The sequence below is a fragment of the Psychromonas sp. L1A2 genome (genome assembly GCF_009828855.1).
GTDB lineage: Bacteria > Pseudomonadota > Gammaproteobacteria > Enterobacterales > Psychromonadaceae > Psychromonas.
In genome coordinates this window covers 1,269,265-1,290,897 of sequence record NZ_WUAG01000001.1, presented here as the reverse complement: position 1 = coordinate 1,290,897, position 21,633 = coordinate 1,269,265, and the positions used below count along the sequence as shown (strand labels likewise).

Annotated in this window: 16 protein-coding genes; 8 read left to right on the top strand and 8 right to left on the bottom strand. The window is 35.2% G+C overall.

Translation table 11 applies throughout. The annotated features are described in order from the left end of the window. Nucleotides 1-624: 624 nt before the first annotated feature. The 3 genes from GQR59_RS05655 to GQR59_RS05645 are packed head-to-tail and all read right to left on the bottom strand — an operon-like array spanning nt 625 to nt 4,600. Complete coding sequence (locus GQR59_RS05655; protein ID WP_160061069.1) at nt 625-1,674, bottom strand: 3-oxoacyl-ACP synthase III family protein; 1,050 nt, start codon at nt 1,672-1,674, stop codon at nt 625-627. Beyond that, a complete protein-coding gene (locus GQR59_RS05650; RefSeq protein ID WP_160061068.1) occupies nt 1,665-2,408 on the bottom strand; it encodes a hypothetical protein in 744 nt (247 codons plus the stop codon). Before GQR59_RS05650 ends, GQR59_RS05655 begins: the two co-directional genes overlap by 10 nt. Beyond that, nucleotides 2,408-4,600, bottom strand: a complete 2,193-nt coding sequence (locus GQR59_RS05645) for an efflux RND transporter permease subunit (RefSeq protein ID WP_160061067.1) — start codon at nt 4,598-4,600, stop codon at nt 2,408-2,410. The genes GQR59_RS05650 and GQR59_RS05645 overlap by 1 nt, the downstream gene beginning before the upstream one ends. A 464-nt stretch (nt 4,601-5,064) precedes the next feature. On the opposite strand from GQR59_RS05645, the gene GQR59_RS05640 reads away from it, so the two are divergent. Then, on the top strand, nt 5,065-5,463 hold the full coding sequence (locus GQR59_RS05640) for a CBS domain-containing protein (RefSeq protein WP_201288023.1): 399 nt from the start codon (nt 5,065-5,067) through the stop codon (nt 5,461-5,463). A gap of 283 nt (nt 5,464-5,746) precedes the next feature. Here the strand turns inward: GQR59_RS05640 and speB are convergent, their stop codons facing one another. The 3 genes from speB to GQR59_RS05625 form a co-directional block, all read right to left on the bottom strand. Beyond that, nucleotides 5,747-6,727: an agmatinase gene (speB, locus tag GQR59_RS05635; RefSeq protein WP_160061066.1), complete on the bottom strand. Its 981-nt coding sequence runs from the start codon at nt 6,725-6,727 to the stop codon at nt 5,747-5,749. Then, the gene (gene speA / locus GQR59_RS05630; protein ID WP_442966188.1) at nt 6,728-8,620 is read right to left on the bottom strand and encodes a biosynthetic arginine decarboxylase; all 1,893 of its coding nucleotides are present in this window, start codon (nt 8,618-8,620) and stop codon (nt 6,728-6,730) included. It abuts the gene before it with no gap. 428 nt (nt 8,621-9,048) lie between these two features. Continuing rightward, on the bottom strand, nt 9,049-10,326 hold the full coding sequence (locus GQR59_RS05625; protein WP_160061064.1) for a hemolysin family protein: 1,278 nt from the start codon (nt 10,324-10,326) through the stop codon (nt 9,049-9,051). A 614-nt stretch (nt 10,327-10,940) separates the two neighbouring features. Here GQR59_RS05625 and GQR59_RS05620 point away from each other — a divergent pair. Then, the gene (locus tag GQR59_RS05620) at nt 10,941-12,647 is read left to right on the top strand and encodes a GGDEF domain-containing protein (protein WP_160061063.1); all 1,707 of its coding nucleotides are present in this window, start codon (nt 10,941-10,943) and stop codon (nt 12,645-12,647) included. Between the two features lie 247 nt (nt 12,648-12,894). Here the strand turns inward: GQR59_RS05620 and GQR59_RS05615 are convergent, their stop codons facing one another. Then, nucleotides 12,895-14,619 (bottom strand): polysaccharide lyase family 7 protein, encoded by a 1,725-nt coding sequence (locus GQR59_RS05615; RefSeq protein ID WP_160061062.1) that lies wholly within the window; start codon nt 14,617-14,619, stop codon nt 12,895-12,897. 1,018 nt (nt 14,620-15,637) lie between these two features. Between GQR59_RS05615 and GQR59_RS05610 the strand changes: the two genes are divergently transcribed. From GQR59_RS05610 to GQR59_RS05590, 5 genes are all read left to right on the top strand, one after another. After that, nucleotides 15,638-17,509, top strand: a complete 1,872-nt coding sequence (locus GQR59_RS05610) for a methyl-accepting chemotaxis protein (protein WP_160061061.1) — start codon at nt 15,638-15,640, stop codon at nt 17,507-17,509. Nucleotides 17,510-17,901: 392 nt separating this feature from the next. Next, nucleotides 17,902-18,291: a hypothetical protein gene (locus tag GQR59_RS05605; RefSeq protein ID WP_160061060.1), complete on the top strand. Its 390-nt coding sequence runs from the start codon at nt 17,902-17,904 to the stop codon at nt 18,289-18,291. Nucleotides 18,292-18,519: 228 nt separating this feature from the next. Further along, on the top strand, nt 18,520-18,753 hold the full coding sequence (locus tag GQR59_RS05600) for a hypothetical protein (protein WP_160061059.1): 234 nt from the start codon (nt 18,520-18,522) through the stop codon (nt 18,751-18,753). 18 nt (nt 18,754-18,771) lie between these two features. Continuing rightward, on the top strand, nt 18,772-18,918 hold the full coding sequence (locus GQR59_RS18980; protein WP_160062442.1) for a sigma factor: 147 nt from the start codon (nt 18,772-18,774) through the stop codon (nt 18,916-18,918). A gap of 350 nt (nt 18,919-19,268) precedes the next feature. Further along, nucleotides 19,269-19,616, top strand: a complete 348-nt coding sequence (locus GQR59_RS05590) for a hypothetical protein (protein ID WP_160061058.1) — start codon at nt 19,269-19,271, stop codon at nt 19,614-19,616. 57 nt (nt 19,617-19,673) lie between these two features. On the opposite strand, the gene GQR59_RS05585 is transcribed toward GQR59_RS05590, so the two are convergent. Continuing rightward, nucleotides 19,674-20,417, bottom strand: coding sequence for an endonuclease (locus GQR59_RS05585; RefSeq protein WP_160061057.1), 744 nt, complete (start codon nt 20,415-20,417; stop codon nt 19,674-19,676). Nucleotides 20,418-20,765: 348 nt separating this feature from the next. On the opposite strand from GQR59_RS05585, the gene GQR59_RS05580 reads away from it, so the two are divergent. Further along, on the top strand, nt 20,766-21,413 hold the full coding sequence (locus GQR59_RS05580) for a recombinase family protein (protein WP_160061056.1): 648 nt from the start codon (nt 20,766-20,768) through the stop codon (nt 21,411-21,413). Nucleotides 21,414-21,633: the final 220 nt, after the last annotated feature.

The window sequence follows — 21,633 nt, the reverse complement described above, 5'->3', positions numbered from 1 at the left end:
ACCTCTATTAAAGAATTAACATATTTTGATTAATTCTTTTGGTATTAACGAAGTTAATCTTCGAAAGACATCAATTTACACCTAAAATTGATGTCTTATCTACGCATAATTTAGATTCTATATTTAATGTAAATTGGCATGATGAGAAGTGTTTAATCATTTCCATCAACAATAAGATACGCTTACCACTGAAAAAATAAAATTATGATTAGTTATCATTATAATAATTTTTGGTTATATAAAAGAAACGCTATGATGCATTGTTAAAAATGAAAGGAAATTATTTGCAACCTCATTGGGCGAGCGTTAAGCCTATTAATTAAATATCAAGAAGAAAAGGAGTCATTCAAAATTTATTATGCCTACACCTGTTGCCGTTCATTGTTCATTCGTTAATTTGAACTCTAAACCAAGACGCAACATGATGACAATGGCGAGTCCTTACCGAAGGTGGCAACGTAGAGTTGGCTTTCAAGCTAACGGCCCAAAGGACAAACTGCGAAGTAAACACCTTCGATGTTAGAAAGTGTCGATTTAATCCGTTAGATCTTCCTCTTTGGCCTAGAATTTGTTCACTTTACCGCTTGCTGAGTTTTTAACCTTGAATCGTAACGGGCGTATAAATTAATGAGTATAAACAAAACCACCATAAAGATACTTAGTCGCTTCAGCGCCTAACACCAATACTTTATCACCTGTATTTAATTTTTTTGAATTAACTAATCTTGCTAGGCTAACCCATATTGCAGCTGACCCTAAATTCCCAAGAACTTGTGCATCATTAACGATCCTATCAGGATGTACATCTAACTTCTTAGCCATCATCAAATCAATATGACCATTGGCTTGGTGCGGTAAAATATAGCGAAAGTCATCAAGCTGATAACCACGAGATAATACTGCTTTTAAGCCTAATTCAAATAGTTGTTCACCATTATCTTTAACGGCCTGAGTATTATGATGAAAGCGAGCCATGTTACCTGTTCCAACTGTATTTGAACCACCATCTAGATAAAAGCCTGGTTGTTTATTATGCCCAATCTGTCCAATATAAATATCGCTTATAAGTTGTCTTGGGTCTGTAGCAGTTTGAACAATCACAGCCCCACATCCATCCCCCATTTGCATATAATTAACCATTTGAGAGGTGGTAATAAACTGTTCATTAATATCAAAATATACTGACCCAGTCTCACACCCTACAATGGCAATAGGTCGAGAATCGGTTGCACTAAACGCACTAGCTATTTGTAATGCATTAGCAAAGCCAGTACAAGCTTGACGTAATTCAAGATAAGGGCTGATTAAGCCTATTTGATCAGCAACCCAAGCGGCATTAGGAGGCACTTGAGTATGGGGAGTACAAGTATGACTCAGTAAATAGCTAAGTGATTCAACAGGAGTATTCGATTGTGTTAATGCATCATTTAATGCAGTTAAACTCATATCAATGCTTGATGTTAAACATTCACTTAAAGGTTTCGCTAAATCACGTACCAAATGGCGTTCTTTAATACCTAATCGTTTAGCAATGATACTTGCTTTTCTGGCTGCAGATTTTCCACACAATGTTTCTAATGCACTAATTAGTTGTTGATTAGTAACATGTTGTGGCGGTAATACTGCGCTAATTGCGAGTAAATTTAGGTCGTACGGGGCAAAAGTTACTGCCATTTTCCCTCCAAATTTGTAAATATTTTATTTAAATCTACACCCAAGAAGTTAAAATGCTCAACTTGAGTATCGAGTAACTGATGTAATAAGTGACTTACCGAGTGTTGCTCCTTCCTAAACATTGCAGAGGTAGCACCTAAAGCTTGAGCATGATGTCTTGCGACATAAACATGCTTAGCTTCGTCTTTTTTAATAAGTCCACAAAGGTGAGAAAAGGGATGATTGACGCCTAATAAGCAATGTTCAAACTCATGCATTACTTGCGTTACACAAGCGTCTAAAGTGGCAATTTTAATAAAATGCTGACAACGATCCTCTCCACGCCCAAGTTGAGCATAAAAACGTTGTGCTTGACGTTGAATATGACGCTTACTTTCAATAATAGGAAGAGCATTAAGTATTGCTTGTAAAGCTTGATCATGCCGATGCTCATCAGCTTCCACTTCAAGTAAACTTTTAATCATCATTTGATTATCGTCTTGGTTTTCACTAAATAAACGATTGATTTCTTGATTAAATACAAGCTGAGCCGATTGTTCACCGCACAATATTAAAGGAATAAGATGTGCCAGTGCATATTGCTCAGTTACCTTCCATGTTTTAACTTCCTTAGCATGCAAGGCTATCCATTTCTCTATTCTTTTTCCATTAGCATTATCAGGCAGTATGAATTTGTCTAATGCGGCCTGGCTTATTTTAGGTAGAGGAAAACATCGGGAAGGTTGATTATGCATTAACGCTCACCTCGCATTGCCAAACGATAACAAACGGGTAATACAATGAAGTCAAACAACCAAGCAATAAAAATAGTTAACAAAGAGAGAAAACTTAATTCGATAATAGGAAAGAAATCTGAATTAAGACCTAAAGAAAACCCTAAAACCAATAAAATACTAGTAAAAGTAATAGCAGGCATTACCTCCCGAAATCCATTCAGTGTAGAACCTATTTCACTTGACTCACCCTCACTCACTTTTAATAATAAATGTAAACTATCATCAATAATAATACCTAAAATCATGCCCATCACTACAGCGCAACCTAAGCTTAAACTGCCTCCAATAAATTGCCAAAACCCAAAGACCAACACAAGAGGAAGCATATTTGCCAACAACCCTAACAAAGCTAATTTAAACGAGCGTTTTAGAAATATTAACAAGGTCAAAAGCAATAATAATGCTGCTATAAATGAACTCAACATGGTCCATGAATTTTCACGACTTAAATGGGCAAACACAAGTTGTTGACTAAGCGGAGGTGAAATCAATGTATGTAAATTATTTGATGTTAGATAACTTAAGACTTTATCTTCAAAATCAATAAGTTCACTGGCTTTCATTGGTACAAGATTAACTCGAAGTAAACTAGCGCTGCTGTCTACATTAACCAGCCTTTCCACGCCTAATGTTTCTGTCGTATTGTCCGTTAATATTTGCTTAAATTGATGCTGCCCTACTCCATACCATTTAAGCCAATCAACGATACTATGTACTTCAATGACTTCATCTTGTTTTACTAAGAAACGACTAAACTGGTTAATTTTTTTAATATAAGATGATTCAGTAATACCTAATTCGGTATTAGTATCGACAACAAAACTTACTTGATTTATACCATTAAACTTTGTTTCCATTACTTGCTTGGACACACTAAAAACATTATCGGTAGGAAAATAATTGGCGGCATCATCATCAAAACGTAACTGACTTAGGCTTATTGTAGCAAGTAAGGTTAATCCCCCTACAATGGTTAACATTGGTCGACGATAATCCCAACCTAATTGATATAAATATTCACAAAAACGGGAAAGGTTAGCAACCGAAGTCACTTTATAATGAGCTAAACGAGCAAAGGTAATTAAAACAGAGTAGTTAACAAGAAAGCTAATTAGTACAGCAAAAGCAACCATTCCACCAAAGTCTTGGATGGGGGGTGATGGGCTAAACCTTAATAGAATAAAACCAAAAGCAGTGGTTATGCTTCCCCAAAATAAAGGTTTAATATTACGTTTCATCGACGTTATTAGTGCGGTTAAAGCAACTTGTTTAGGAGTGTAATTAAGCACATTATCAGAGGATGTATTACCGTAGATATTAGCGCATGCGTTACGCCAATCAAAATACAAGTGCATTGCATAAGCCACATTTAATACAATAATAATGACTGGGACAAAAGCACTAATAGCCGCAATAGTAAAATGCCCCCATGCAGCTAAACCCAGTGTACAAATCAAAACCACAAATGATGAACTTGCAATGCCAATTATCCACCACTTTTCTGGTATCACTAGCCACAACATAATACAGAGTAGAAGTATTAATCCAGGTAAGAACCAGATCAAATCATGTTTCAATACTTCAGCATATTGCCAATTAAGTGCGAGCTCTCCTGAGTAGTAAGCCTCTAATTTAGGATCATATTCCGTCATCTGACGATTAATTAAATCTCTAGCGCTATTTAATTGAGTTAAAAAATCAGATACTGCACCATGCTGATTGAAGGAAAGAGTTAATAACACGGCACTATTATCCGTTGCAACAAACTCTGTTAATGCAGGGTTTTGTTTACCTCCTACCGGTAACGCGCTAGATAATGGATTAAAGTAACTTTCTTTAAAACCGCCCACTTTTTTAACAAAAGACAGATCAGATAAAGCAGAAGTAAGGTCTTTAATAAACGGCAAATGTTTTTTAATATTATTATCTTGTTTGGACTCAATAATAATCACCAGTTGATCATCTTGAGCAAAGTCACGCTGAAATGTTCGAAAGCGATTAAATCGCTGATCATCTTCAGAGAAGTAACTCGTATAATCTACTGCAAACTTAAGCTGTTCTAGTCCCATAGACGCAACAATGCATAATAGTAACCAAAAAAAGAAACTAAAACGTGTCGTTGCAGTGGTGGTCAGGTAGCTAAAGGTCATGTATTGGTCTTCATAAATTAAGTATAATTAAATAAACTTACTGGATATCGTTATTATTAAAAGACCTTAGCAGCCCTCTTTTTAATTCAATTATTTATCATAAATTAAAGACATAACTAATATCAGATTTATTGCTGATATAAATTAGAGAAAAGTATTCTTTATATCGACTTAAGATAAAAAGAATAGATCAATGAATGATTTTTTAACAAGAAAATAAATAAAAAATATTAGCCAGAAAGCATCAAGAGCGAGTAATCAAGCGCCAACATTAGAGTACTCTAATTGTAGTAAAGGTTAACTTTAATCTTGAATTCTAAAGCGCACATTCAAGATTAAAAATGACAGTTAATAGGTATAAAACCAATACCGAGACACTTAAACACGATTCACAAACTGTTATGTTGCATAGTTTATTAATAAGCACTATTCTTCATACAATAATATAAAAAGGAGTTTTATAAATGAAAGAGATGATAGTGAAAAATTATATGGATGTTAATTTTGCGAAGATTTACGAAGACATGCCTGTCATCACCGCATCAATAGAGCTCATCAAAAAAGAAGCATTAGGTGGCCCGGTTGTTGATCAAAATAACATATTACTTGGTTGGATTTCAGAACAAGAATGCTTACACGTAACCACTCAATTTGCTTACCACAACCAACGAATCGGTTTAGTTCAAGATATCATGCGTAAAGAAGTGTTGAGTGTTAAAGCAGATCAAACGATTTTCTCACTGGCAGAAAAGATGGTTGGCCCTCAACCTAAAACCTACCCTGTTATCAATGAAAACAATAAAGTGGTGGGTGTAATATCTCGGCGTCGAGTGTTAAAAGCACTATTAGATAATAATTTTTAATTAGTTGCTCATTAATTGGTTACTTATACATTTAATGAGAAAGCTGTATTAGTTAATGCCTTAGATAATAAAGAAAATACTGATTAACACGTTATTGACCCGAGCTTCTAATTTAGAAGTTCGGGCATAAATATATACCCGTTACCATTTAAGGTACAAAACTCAGCAAGCAATGTTTTATATAGAAGCATTTCAATATCACTCCTATATCGCCTCTATAGTATTTCTAGACAGAAGTCTTATATAGAAACACTGCTATAAACCACGGATAGTTAACAGACAATTAAACAGCAGATAACTTGTTCGCTGTCCAAACATACAACAATTCTAAAGCAACCGTTGCTGCCGCAAGTGCCGTGATTTCACTTTGGTCGTAAGCAGGTGACACTTCAACTACATCCATCCCCACCAAGTTAATACCTTGTAATGCACGAATTATTTTTAATGCTTTATCCGAACTAATACCACCACATACAGGCGTACCGGTACCCGGTGCAAAAGCAGGATCTAAGCAATCAATATCAAAGGTTAAATAAACAGGTTTATCACCCACAATCGTTTTTACCTGTGACACTATTTGCTCAACGGATAAATCATTCGCTTCCATTGCATTAATCACATTAAAGCCATGACCTTGCTTTTTATATTCAGTACGAATACCAATTTGCACTGATGATTTAGGATCAATCAATCCTTCGTTAGGCGCATGGTAAAACATAGTGCCATGGTCATAACGGCTGCCATTATTGTAAGTGTCAGTGTGTGCGTCGAAATGAATCAACGCCATTTCACCATGATGTTTTGCATAGGCACGTAATAAAGGTAACGTGACAAAATGATCCCCTCCTAAACTGAGTAACATTTTACCGCTACTTAATATTTGATCCGCGGCTGCTTCAAGACGTTGTGTCATGTCTTCAGCATCGCCACAATCAAATACTAAGTCCCCAGCATCAATAACATTAGTATGTTCGAACAGTTTAAACTCCCATGGGAATTTTTTACTTTCCCATGACAAGTTAACCGAGGCGCGACGTACTGCATCAGGCCCCATTCGAGCGCCAGAACGACCTGATGTTGCCATATCAAATGGCACACCGAGTACAACCACGTCTGCATTTTCAGCCAAAGGTTCTTTCGCTAACGGATTCTTTACTAAAGGACGACGCATAAACGTCATCGCATTAGAATATAAAGAGTAATCCTCTTTAGTAAATAAATCACTAAACACTCCGTTAGGATGATCATTAGATGAAGCTGACATTTAAAAGCCCTCTAAGTAAGTGTAACCCGCTAAGCCTTGCTCTAACTCATCTAAAATACTTTGCTGCTCTTCAACAGACACACGTGATGACGCTAAAGCACGGTAATTATCACGAATCGCTTCCACATCAATATGCACATACTTCATTACATCTTCAACGGTATCGCCTTCGTTTAATGAATCGATATTCCAGCTACCATCTTCTTGTACATTCACCACCACACTGTGCGTATCACCAAATAAGTTATGCATATCACCTAAAATTTCTTGATAAGCACCGACTAAGAAGAACCCCATTAAGTAAGGTTTATCAGCAGACCATGCAGGCACAGGTAATGTTGTTTCAATACCTTGTCCATCAACATATTGGTCTATAACACCATCAGAATCACAAGTAATATCTAACAATACGGCACGACGCTCACCCGCTCGGTGTAAATCAGACAACGGTAAAATTGGGAATACTTGATCAATGCCCCACGCATCCGGTAATGATTGAAACAGTGAAAAGTTAACAAAAAACTTATCCGCTAAACGTTCATTCAAGTCATCTAAAATCGGACGATGGAAACGATTTTTAGTGCTCATTTGTAAGCTCAATTCATAATAGATGCGTAAAGCCACTTGCTCACCCCAAGCACGTTCTTGAAGATTTAACACGCCCGTCGCAAATTGGTTATGTACTTCTACAATGTCACTTTGCGTATCGTTATAAATTTCAATTAATGCACGGTCATCACTTCCACCAGACAATAACTTCCAGTTGTTCCACATGTTTTGTAGCAATAAAGAGCCTTGCTCAGCAGGTGCATCAAACTGTTCTGGCTTATAAGTTTCAGCGCCAATAACATTGGTGATCAATACTGCATGATGCGCTGTTAATGAGCGACCAGACTCAGAAATAATCACCGGTTTAGGTTGTTCATATAAATTACAAATATCACTGATCGTAATCACAATATTGCGAGCGTATTCCGCTAAGCTATAGTTCATTGAGTTATGAGATTGGCTACGTGTACCGTCATAATCGACAGCCAAACCACCGCCCACATCTAAATAATCTAATGGCACGCCCATCGCACGTAATTCACAGTAAAAACGCGCCGCTTCACTGACGCCATTACGCACGTCACGAATGTTTGCCATTTGTGAACCTAAGTGAAAATGTACAAGTTGTAATGTATCTAATTGGTTTTCTGCTTTTAAACGCTCAACAACCGTTAATACTTGAGATGCTGCTAACCCAAATTTAGATTTCTCACCACCACTTGACTGCCATTTACCAGCCCCCTGTGATGCTAAGCGAATACGTAAACCCATACGAGGTTTAACACCTAACGAACGTGCTTCTTCTAACACTAAATCAAGTTCAGATAATTTCTCTAAAACAATTAAAACGCTGTGCCCTAACTTCTCACCAATTAACGCTAAACGAATGTATTCTCTGTCTTTGTAACCATTACATACAATCACTGAACTGGCTTTTTGCGCTAATGCTAATACAGCTAATAGCTCTGGCTTACTGCCCGCTTCTAGACCTAATTGCTTATGCTCTAATCCAGCTTGGCTTTCTAAAATTTCATCAACCACTTCTTTTTGTTGATTCACTTTAATTGGGTAAACCAATAAATAGCGGTTATCGTAATCCACTTCTTGAATCGCTTGATTGAAAGCATCACAAATATTATGCACACGTTGGTGTAATATTTGAGGGAAGCGAACCAAAGCGGGCATACTTAAATTACGCTCTGCTAATTCTGCTGCGATGTCACTTAATGCCACCTGATGATCACACCCACTGCGCGGCGATACATACACCTCACCTTGGTCGTTAATCCCATAAAAACCTTGGCTCCAGTAACGAACATTGTATTCCGCGCGGATGCGGTCCATATCAGTTGAATGTTGCAAATTTAGATCTCTCATTAATGTAGGAGTAATGGTGATTCAGTTATCTGAAATCACAGTATGGCAAAAATTTCAGGCGGATTATTGGTCAATAAATACATTACGTCTAGATAATAATTTTCGCGTTATTAATCAAAAAAATTGTACAGACAAGCCACCTATACACTTTTATCGATTAGAAGGCAGAAATAAAGGTCCAAAAAAAACGAAAAGATAACAAGGCAGAAGTATTTACAGAGGCTATTAAAAGTTTTGGTATTAATAACTTATCAATTAATCCAACCACGACCATAAAGTGGCTGGATTAATTGAATAGCAGTTAGCTCTTTGAGTTAAGCTGTTTAGTTAAGCTGTTTAGTTAATTGAATAACAATTAGCTCTTTGGGTTAAGCTATTTAGCTACTTGGGCGTAACTATTTTAATTTCGTCACTAAAATTTGCTCAACACGCACCCCTTCAAGATCCAAGACTTCAAATTTATAACCTTGATGAGTAAAGTTATCAGTACGCTTAGGTAAACGTTTCAAAGTGTAAATCATAAAGCCCGCGATGGTTTCGTATTGATTACGATTAGGGAACTCTTCAATCGATAAACAACGCATCACATCGTTAATTGGCGTTAACCCTTCAATCAGCCAAGACGAATCATCCCTTTGCACAATTTGTTCTTCGTCTTGATGGGTAATTAACTCCCCCATAAAGCTACTCAACAAATCTTTAACGGTTACAAGCCCTACTACCGTGGCGTATTCATTGACGATCACAGCAAAAGGTTGTGCCGCCACTTTAAAAGCATTTAACGCTTCAGATAACGTTAATGTTTCTGGAAGATAAAAAAGGTCCTTATCCACTTTTGTTGGGTGTATTTGTGCTAACTCGCCTTTCAGTACTAAACGTAAAATCTCTTTCGATTCAATGCTGCCACGTATTTTATCCAAGCCACCATCACACACTAAAAAATCATTATGAGGTTGCTCGATAATCTTTTTGCTGATCTCCTCACTACTATCATCTAAATCAAAAAAGATAATCTGATCTCGCGGTGTCATCACACTGCCAATGGTGCTGACTTCTAAATCGAATACGTTACCAATTAGTTGATATTCTTGCTTTTGCAGGCTGCCATCTTCCGCACCAGCATCCATCATCGCGATAATATCTTCGGTGGTCACCAACTCAGTGCGCTCAGTAGGAATATGGAATAAACGTAACATTATATTGGTTAAACCATTAAACAAAAATACAGCAGGCATTAACAAAAAGGTTATCCAGCGCATCAGTGACACGATACGTATAGCAACCGCCTCTGGCATAATAATAGCTAAGCGTTTAGGTAATAAATCGGCAAACAAAATAAACAAAGAGGTTAAACAAATAAAAGAAAGTACAAAGCTCACTTCGCCTAATAATGGACCTTGATAAAACACACTGATCATATTACGAATATAAGGAGTTAACGCTTGCTCACCGATAATACCGCCAAGAATAGAAATGCCGTTCAATGCAATCTGCATCATTGCAAAAAAATTACCCGGTTGCTGTTGCAGTTCAATCACTTCCAACGCTTTATTACTACCTTCATCAGCCATTACTCGCAGCTTTATTTTCCTAGCCGCAGCAATAGAAATCTCGGACATAGCAAATATCGCACCTGCTAATATTAATAAAACAATGCTCAACACATCACTCATTTTTAAACCCTTTCATCACAATGTCGTTATCCTGATTGATAACTTTCAATTAGCCTATTTACACTTTTACAGTAGTAAAATCAGGCGCATTATAGATCGAGTTTCAGCTTCGACAATCGTTATTTTTTTAAATAATAAAACCCGTCAACAAAATAAACTTAACCTACTGAATATAAATATTAAAATAGAAAAATAAATATAAAAAGTTCGTTTTATAAAGGGCTAATATGACCTTAATTAGAAGTAACGCCACGATATCGAATAATTAATCCAATGTTAACTACATCGATTAAAACACTAAACTTAAGCATGAGACTTGCAAAGTAAATGGCACAATTAATAACAAGTTTAAATAAAACCCATAAAAATAAAGTAGGTTAATTTTTTAATATTGGCAGATAGACAGATAGATAGACAGACAAATAGACAAAAAACTTATCTAAAAGTGACACAAAGGCTTATTTATAAAGCCTCTAGGATGGGATACAGAACGAACATGAAGACTTTATTTTGTTAAGTATTCATGTAGTATCAAATTATTAACTTTTGTAAAGATGAAGCAATAATAATGATAACTAGTTCTATTTTGATAATTTATGCGGATATATGATTTTTTGAATAAAAAAATAAGCTTAAAGGCATTTAATGCCTTCTTTTTTGCCAGCCTTTTTATCATTGTTTTCTCTGGTTTATACTATCAATATACCGCCTCCAATAAAATAACGTCAGTAAACTTCAAAAATTCAAATTACACTAAATCATTAGAGATGAGAGAAAAATTCAGATCTATATTCGATAAGCTCGAATATCAATTTATCCAAGCTGAAGGTCAAAACATCGACAAACTAGAGCAATTATCAACACTATATAATAATCAAAAAACACATTTGAATTTAAAGCAGATGGAAGATGAATTAAATCGAAATGTGAATTTTGGAAAGTATGAAATTTTCATGATCAATCAAGATTATATTATCGAAAAAGCATCCTACGAAAAAGAAATTGGCTTTGACTTAGGGCAATTCAAAACCGTACGAGAACTCTTTAATAAGATATTCAATAAAAATATTAAACTTGATATTTCTTCGCCTAAATTGGACCTTGATTCAAAGTTAAAAAGATATTTAGTGAAAGTATCAGACGATGGAAAGTATATTCTGCAAATAGGATTTGCTTTAGATTACAGTGAGGAAATAAGTAAACAGTTACAATATTTATTAACTGAAACCAGTCAAACAAGCCTATATATGGCGACCGAATTTTTTATACAAGATATTAATATTAAAGCCATCGACTTTAAATCTAAAGCGGATCACAATGCCTATACTCACAGCCTGACACAAGACTTTTTATTTGATATTAACCAAGCATTAAAAAGCGATGAAATAGAAAGATTAGCAACCTCAGACACTAGAAAAATAAGCTTAAATAAAACACTAGTGAAACTTATTCCATTAAATGAAAAATTAATCAGCTTTACAGATAAGAAGAAAAACACACTAAACTTCTACTCTTCTACTGGTTCTTTATTTGGTGAAAAAAGCGATACCTTATTATTTATTAAAACATCCTTTCCTTTAGCACCATTAGACAGTGATTTAAGAGCAAACCTAAATACCTTTTTATTTATAAGTATCCTGATCTTGCTTGTTTTAACTTTGTTTGAATATTATAAAAAAAGAGAGATAACATCAAAAATCAGCGCCATCACAAATATGATTAAAGATAATAAAATGATAGAAAATGAGACTTCTTCAATCAAAGATATTAGTGATTTAATTAGTAGTTATAATCAAACGTTAAACAATTTACACAAACAAATTAACATCAATAGAAGTCTATCCTACACCGACTTTTTAACAGGCATTAAGAATAGAAAAGCTTACGATGAAAGCATAGAAAAGTTGATATCTCAATATAAAAGATACGGTACTACTTTTTCTCTCGCTATTTTTGATGCTGATGATTTTAAAAAGATAAATGACAATTACGGACATAGTTTTGGGGATACCGTTTTAAAGAATATAGCCAACGCATTAAAGTCGAATATAAGAGATGGCGATATGTTATTTAGAATCGGTGGAGAAGAGTTTGTTATTATCTTCCCCAGTACAAACTTAGAAAATAGTAAACAAGCCATTGAACATATAAGAAAAAATATCGACTTAAGCCTTAATACAAAGAACAAACCGACAATAACATTGAGCATAGGATTAACAGAAGTCACTAGCCAGGATAATAAGGACTCAATATTTAAAAGAGTGGATACCTTTTTATATGTTTCTAAAAAGAATGGTAAAAATACAATGACTTCAGATTAAAATCTGCCATTCAACTTAAAATTTAAAAGCCCCAAACACAACAAGGCATCAATAGAACATAAACAAGTTATGTTAAAATTCAGCCAACATTGGGATATTATAAAGATCCACTTTATCTTCAAAGAATAAAATTAATAACCTTTCAGCCATAAAAAAGCAGACCATCGGTCTGCTTTAAAATAACTATTTCCTAATTTAACCAGCCGTACAATAACGTCGACTAACCTAAATAGAGATGAAGTTAACCTTATTCGTGGTTAACCCAGAAATCGTAAACAACAACTTCACCATAGTTATCTTCATCGTCAGTAGAACTACCTTCTTCATCTGCGTTCGTTTGAGTGTAGTTACCAATTTTAAAGTATGATTTATCATAATTAAGGTCCATCACATAATCACTAGAACCATCTTTCACTAAGTATTTACTAGCATTACCTGCAGTATAAGCCGCGTTTAAACCACCGTCTTCACTGTAATAAACGTAATGTTTATCATTAACCACTTCAAAAATAACTTCATGAATGGTACCTAACTTATAATCCTCTTTAATCGTTAGGTTAGATCTTAACTTACCGCCATTAAAGCTTAAGAATAAGTGCTCACCTTCTAGCCTTAATACCATAGAATCATCAATACCATCATCTTTGTTACCATGGATTTGAGTCGCGACTAAATGGTCTTTTACAAGTGGTAAATGCGTAATCGCTTGTTTAGAGTAAGCAACATGAGTACCGCTAGTCGTCCAGTAAATATCTGATTTACCATCAGTAGTACGTTCACGAAGTTCAGAACGGATATAGTCAGAGTTTGGTGTAGTCCCGTTATTTGATTTCACTGGTGCTCTAAATACAATGCCATTGCCTTCGTCGTTAACATAGAAATATTCATTGGTAGCTTTTAAAAGTGTTTTGTCTTCTACACCATCAGGATAAGTGATTTTCCATTGATTATAGTTACTCATTAAATCAGAAGGATATTCAGCATCGCCAGGCGCTACGGTCACATTATCAGAAGGATCAGAATCACTTGTATCACTTGTATCACCTGTGTCAGTGTCAGCAGTTGAACCATCGGTACAACCTAAAATTTTTGTTTCGACAATACTATTCCAATTAGAACCTTCAGAATTACCATTACCTGTCACACGAACATAACGCGCTTCAGTATCTGTGACATCAATCGTCTCATAGCTTGAATCTCCACCAGAAGAAATCCCACCAGATAATACTGAAGTCCAGTTATTATTATTAGTCGATGTATGAATATCGAAATATGAACTTCGCTCACTGCCTTTATACCATCTTACAGCAAGTTCCTTGACTGAAGTCTCTGAACCTAAATCATAAGTAATTGTTTTTCCTTCACCTTTTGAAGACCAGCGAGAATCATCAGTGGTATCTTTATCAATGGTATTTTCAGGGCCATGACCGTCGTTAGTGCCATCATCAGAAGCAGAAGAGATGACTAATGCAGCGCTACTTGTACATGTTTCGCTGGTTACTGTCTCAGTCGTTCCTACACTTTCAAGCGCAAAATCATCAAAACGTCCTTCTTTGTCGTAGTAGTTACCAAAAATAGTAATTGAAGTAGAAGAGCCAGAGTTAAAAGACACAGAAACTTGCTCATAATCATTGCCACCGCCTGTTCTTGTATAACGGGTGCCATCAACCGATGCTCCGATTTTACCGTAACCAGCAATGTAAGCAGTTAGTACATAATCAGTATTTGCTTTAACAATAACATTCTGCTCAAATTTACCACCATCACCTGTGATCTTAGCAGCTTTAGAACCACTACGTTCATCGCTAGAAATAGCAGAAGGATCAGTATCTACCCAACCACTTTTAAAGCTATCTTCAAACCCAGCATTAACAATACTGACTGATGCCGCATTCACAGCTGGGATAGCAGCCACAGATAATGCAGCTGCAACAAGTGTTGTTGTATATCTAAGTTTCGTATTCAATTTCATAAATATTCCTTTGATTATTTTCCAGTAAGAGCTGGTATTACACCGTCCTCCCATTATTTAAATAAAACTTGTTATTACACGGTTTAAAACGCGGCGCTAAGAATTGAATAAACTAAGATATTTAGCAACAATTAGTCCGCTCAAAAGTAAAGAGCATCACATTAATCATACTTTTAGAAATGACAAGTCACACTTTAACTTCTTTGTTCAATATTAAATTGAACGTTAAAGTAGAGATCAAAGTGTTGATAAAGTTCAATAAAAATAATTTAACTGAATATAACCACTAAAAAAGACCCACTAATTAACCTCCTAAAATAATACTTATAAGACTAACAATAGTGGAGTGAGAGGTTAAAAATAAAATGACAATAAATAAACAAAAAAATTATTTAAACCTATATTCACCAAAATACGTAAGAATAAAACCCATAAATTTTTGTGAAAAATAAACAACTTTTAGTATTGAAACGACATAATAGCCAACATAAAGTGAGCGTTATTCGAACAGTTAGCGAGGATAAAATGTGCAGCAAGTGAATCAGGTAATATATAAAATAAAGAATTGAGTAAAGAGTTTGATAAAGGGACTGAATACAATGTGGTGAGACTTATTAATGGTTTTATCAATGTAATGGGGTATGACGTAATGAGCTATTAATTACCTTCTCGAAACATAGCTATATTCAATTCAATAGGCATGATGTCTCATCTAAAAAAAGACATGTTCTATTCAATAACATTGATAATTCAAGATAAAATTAATCAATAAACCACTACTATACGAGTACTCTAACAAAAATAAAATAAGATATTGATATATAAGAGGCATTAAAAACTTTTTCTTATACACAATAAGAAATTTAAAAATAAATACTCATTAAGGGTAGTTTATAATATCTTTACAGTTATAATTTTAGATTCTATTGTTTCAATTTTACATGCTAGTTTTCTGTTCTACACTCAATTTAAATATTATTAATTTTACAAAGCTACACACTCACTTAAAGGAATATATGTGATTCATTCTATCGGCTTTAAACAGCGCATCATGCTCTCTGCAACGTTATTCGTTGCATTATCATTATTAGTATCAAACTGGGTTTCATACTCAAATACACGTGAAGAAAGCGAAAATTCTGTCCATGACCAAGCGACCGACGCTTTAGACTCCATCAAAAACAATATAAACACCTGGCTTGATAGCAATAAAAAAGTGGTTAACAGTGCCAAAGTGCTATTGAACAGTGACGATTCATCAAAGAAAATAGAAATAGCAAAACTGCTAGTTGCATCAACCCCTTTAGATGCTGTTAATTTTGCAGATAAGGCAGGGATAACTATGGGTAATGGTGGTCAATTTGCAGATTATGATGCTACTCAAGAAGAGTGGTATCAAGACGCTAAAGCGGCTAACCGTTTAATGATTACCGATATCTATTTCGATAAAGGTATTTCTGACAAATATATGTTTAGTTTTTTAGACGTTGAAAACAATGGTGTTATCGGCGGTGATATTTTTCTAGAAGCGGTTGACCCTTTTATCAAAAAAGTTCATTTTGAAGGAGCAGTGATTTCCCTTTATGATGGACAAGGAGGATTAATTAGCACCTCTGGTAATGAAAAATTTGGTTCGCGTATTGCCAATAAAGCACTTGAGCAACAAGTATTAAACAATGGTTCAGGTGAATTTAATTATCAAAAAGACGGGAATGATCAACAAGTTGTTTACTCCAACATTGAATTACTTGGTGGTAAACAGTGGCATGTGGTTATTGATATTGATAAATCGATTGCCTACGCATTTTTAGAGGAGCAACTAATATCCTCTATTGTGACGGCTAGTAGCTTAATCATATTAACTATTATTTTATTAATACTGACTCTCGCAAAAATTTACTCGCCAATTATATCTTTAAAACACCGTATTGCTGATTTAGCCAAAGGTGATGCAGATTTGACTCAGCGATTAAATGTTGAAGGTAATGACGACCTTGCAGATATTGCACAGGGAATAAATACCTTTATTAGTCAGCTGCAAACAATGATGTCTGATATTTTAACTTCATCTGCTGAAATTTCACATGGCATTGAGCAACTTCATAAAGTATCAGCTTCTAACGATCAAGCACTCAATGTTCATGCAGGCGAAACACAGCAAGCTGTTGCGGCGATCACCGAAATGAGCGCTTCTGCGAATACGGTTGCAGAAAACGCCAAGCAAACCTCACTGAGTACACAACAAGCCAGCGATGAAGCATTGATCTCAAAACAATTAGTCGCTTCATCTTCTGAAAGTGTACAAGCTTTGGTAAACGAAGTAGAAGTAGCTTCTCAACGCATTAATACCATGCATGAAAATACGCAAGAAATTGTTACTGTATTAAGTGTGATTGGTGCAATTGCAGATCAAACTAACCTACTCGCATTAAATGCAGCTATTGAAGCAGCACGAGCGGGTGAACAAGGTCGAGGGTTTGCTGTCGTAGCAGATGAAGTTCGTTCACTTGCAGCAAGAACGCAAGAAAGTACTGCCGAAATTAATGAGCTATTAACCAAGCTAACGGATGATGCTGCATTAGCTGTTAATGCAATGAATACAACAAAAGAAAGTTGCCAAAATACAACGGATAATACGATTAGTGTGGGCACAGGCTTAGATTCTATGGCAGGTTCAATCATTGAAATTAATGAATTAAGCTCTCATATCGCCACCGCATCATCGGAACAAAGCCAAGTTGCAGAGCAAATCAGTTTCAACATGGCGTCGATTCAGGATATGGTGCATGAATTGACTCAAAATGGACAACTAACATCAGAAAGTACAGAAAGCCTATCTGCTGCGAATACTAGATTAGCAGCAATGGTAAACCGCTTTAAGTTAAGTTAAGTTATATTAAACTAAGCTATACTGACTTAATAAATACCGATGATTCGTCAGAATTAAATACTATTTAACTCTGACGAATCATCGGTAATCTACAGCACTGCATCAACACTTCCTGCCCTTTTGAAAAGCCATTTATCCCTTAATTCATAAACTTCAAATTTTTATCCACAATCTGCAACTTTAGAGTTTAGAGTTTAGAGTTTAGAGTTTAGAGTTTAGAGTTTAGAGTTTAGAGTTTAGAGTTTAGAGTTTAGAGTTTAGAGTTTAGACAGAATAAATCATTTAAAGTGGTATAAAAGCACAGCTATTTATTCTGACAAGCGTTAAATGTTACTATATTTAGTTAAGGTGTAAACAACGGTTAACACTAACTTTTTATTAGAGGCAACATAATGGCACCTTGTTTACCAACAAAGATTAATTATCGTAATAGTTTAGAATGGATAACCGCTTTTATAACTTGTTTATTAGTATTGGGCGTTATTCAGACTTTTGTTATAGGTCGTCACTTTATTATACCTACTGCTATTTTGACGTTTACAATATTACTGGGAAATCTAACCGCTTATGCCTTTATGGGGAGATTATGGGCAAAAAGAATTATTTTTTGGTTATATCTTATTTTCACCAGTCACGTCTTCTTTGCCTTATTTTGGGCTAAAAAATATCGAGAAATATTAGAACAGGCTTTTGTCCCCTCTTTTGCAATCATTTTTCTATTACTCGCTTTTTTATTAGTACAATACAACCAAAAAAATCGTCTTTTTATTTGTAATAAATAAGGATGTAAAAAAGTAATTGAAATTTATTTAACCTTTTTGCATCCAAAATGCATTGTCGTAACAGTAACAAATTAACTGTTTTTTACATTCGAAATCAATTAATAGGGAAGTGACAATGAAAACTCAATACATATTAAAAGCACTAAAAATCATAGGTGTATCGCTTTAATAGCAATAACAACACAGTCATATGCAGGTATTTTTTCTCGAGATAAATTACCAAGTGAAGTGCGTGTACCAGCAGGAAATCAAGTTGCGATATTTACTACTGCAAAAGGTAACATCACTTGGGAATGTAAAGTAGATACAACCAATGAAGCAAAAGCAAAATGGGCATTCGCTGGTCTACGCGCGATTTTAAGTGACAATAAAGACAACCATTTAGTCTCTTACTTTAGCCCACCAGCAACATCGAAATCGCTTGATGGCTCATCTATTACTGGCACACAGTTAACCATTTAACCTTCTACAAAAGGCAGTATTCCAATACAACTCTACGAACAAGAAGCAACAAGGCTACTCACAGTTGTGGTGAGAATATTAAAAAACTACCCTCTTGCTGAAGATGTCGTTCATGATTCCTTTATCAACATTTGGAAAACCGCAGGCACCTATAATAGAGAGTAAGGATCTGCTCGAGGTTGGGTTTAAGTGATTTAATAGTAAATTAAACATATAGAAATGAAAAAGCCCCTATTTGCATAAAGCAAACAGGGGCTAGAATGGTTGGAGTTGGCCGATAAGCTAACTCTCGCAGCAGTAAGTTAGTTGATATATAAGTGTTTAGTGTAGCACCAAATAAAAATACCTATCCGAATGTTACACAGTTTGTTGCACAAATTGTTACTCGATAATCTTTAATAAAAAGTACTTTTGATAAGAAGTTGTTTTAAAACAGTAAAGATTGAGGTTAAAATAATGTTTTTTTTACCCCTTAAGTTTAATTATTTCCACATAAAACCCAGAAGAAACCTAAAATGACCAAAAGACTCAAAATATGCGCTTTACTACTTGTACTCGGTTCAATCACAAGTTGTGCAAGCAGTCCCCATGCAATACGTAACCTATTAGTAACAGGAGTCGTTAATTTATCAGATATGCCAGCCTCAGTTGCAAAAACGGAAGGTTACGATATAAAAGCTCAAATTCGTTCCGCTTATGACTTTAACTTTAATACCAACGACCTTGATGATCGCCTTTTTATAATCAAAACACTTCGTCCTAATTGCCCAAACCCAATCGTTATTAATGAAAGTATCGTCGAGGGTACTACTCCAATTGGTGTAACAATGAACTGGTATTATATGGACATAAAGTGCATCTAACCTAACCGTCCAGACTGAGGCAGTAGGAAGACTTTATAATCTTTTAGCGGCCTCTTTTCACCATAGTTTTTGCACTTCACATCTGCTCTGTACGATATTATTTTTGCTGTTTTGTAGTTTAGATATTCTTTTAACTCTTAAGCATTCCCAACTATCAACCGGATACATTTTATCCCAAGCATTCATTAACTGCTTCTGTTGGCGACTCATGTTGTACCTGCTGTAAGTCTCATCCATATACAAGTAAGTACGAGCTATACGCCCCCTTGCTCTTGCTGGTGGCTCTGCTTTACGATCAGCGATTTTCATTTCACAACTACCAAAATCACTTTCTTCACTTGGTTGCATAGTAAAATTGTAATTACTTCTTAAAGCATTTACTGCTCCAATAGCGGGGTATAAATTAAACATATCAGCCTGCATATAGCGATATTCTACATTTACCTTTTCAGCACAACGACGCCCCTTAAATTCTTTGCCTTTGCTATTTACACACAAGGCATCTCCATCTCGCCATTCTTTAAATGTTCGACCAAAGTTTTCGGCCGGAACAGCGTGCTCCCATTCAATTTTTTTAGAGCGCTTAAGAAATTTCTCTGTTGTAAAACCTTCAGGTGGAGTAACCAGTTTTTTATCATCAAACTCAGCTCCGCAATACAGTGTTATACGATGGTCTTGATAGACTTCTCGTTCAAGTATCTTCTTTGCTTTATTGAATGATTGAATAGTCTCATTAGCCGCAAACGAGCTCGCAGGTATTAACAAAAGTATGCTGATCAATGAATTTTGTAATGGCTTCATATAAGTATCCGTTCTTAATTGAATTTTAATAGGAGTAACTCCATAAGTGAAATGTATTAGTAGTTACATATATTCTAGACGTAAGTAGAAAAGAAACCAGAGAGCAAAATTACAGAATATGACACGCCTCCCCCTCTTCTAAGTGTTTAACTCACAACTAATCGAATAAGGGGGGTAATGGTTATATAGACCATCTTGAATTAACTCTGATGTCTATCGGACCGTATCATTTAAGTATACTTAGCCAGAACCTTTGATACTTAGGCGAATTAGTCTCATTTACCACATTGCAACAACTCAAAAGATAACGTATCATTTAAGTTATTCAATTGAGACAAAGGAGTTGTAATGACTATCAGAATCTATTTACGAGCATCGACTTCAGACCAAGATGCCGAACGAGCTAAAGAATACATAATAGCGGAAGCTAAGAAGCAAAAATTAGACCTAGATAATGCGGTGTATTACGTTGAAAACTACTCAGGCCGTAAAGTTGCCAGACCACAACTAACAAAACTCTTAAATGACTCAAAGCAAAACGACATTATTCTACTTGAGCAGATTGACAGGCTAACTCGTTTAACATCATCTAAGTGGAAAGAGTTAAAACAGGCTATCGATGGCAAAGGTTTAAATATTGTCGCTTGTGATGTACCTACAAGCTTTCAAGTACTCAATCTCAATCAAGATGAAATGCAACAGCGTATTCTTGAGTCTGTTAATAGTATGTTGATTGAGATATTGGCAGCCACGGCTTCAAAAGATTACGAAGATCGGCGTAGACGTCAACAAGAAGGTATCGAAGCAAATAGAGATAAATTTAAAGGACGAAAAGCTGATCCGGAAACAGCAAATAAATGTGAGAAAGTATTTAAAGCTGTATCGGCCGAAATTGAAAAGCTGAACGATGCATTAAAAACATATGGGGTAGGTAGAGCAACCTATTATCGATGGAGGAAAAATAACAAGTTACAGTGCCCGAATATACAAATGTAATTACTACTGAATTAACCACTGTAAAAAGAAATTTAACTCATATGGATATGGCAACTAGATAGGCTATCCATTGTATGAGTTAAGGACTTGTATATGACTTATGAAATAATGTAGAAACTATTTCTTAATAATAACTTAATAGTTAAAGTAGCTTTCAGTGAGAGTCAGTAAATTTTTTTAATCCTAAATATGCACAAGGTTGATGTATGAAAAAGAGGTA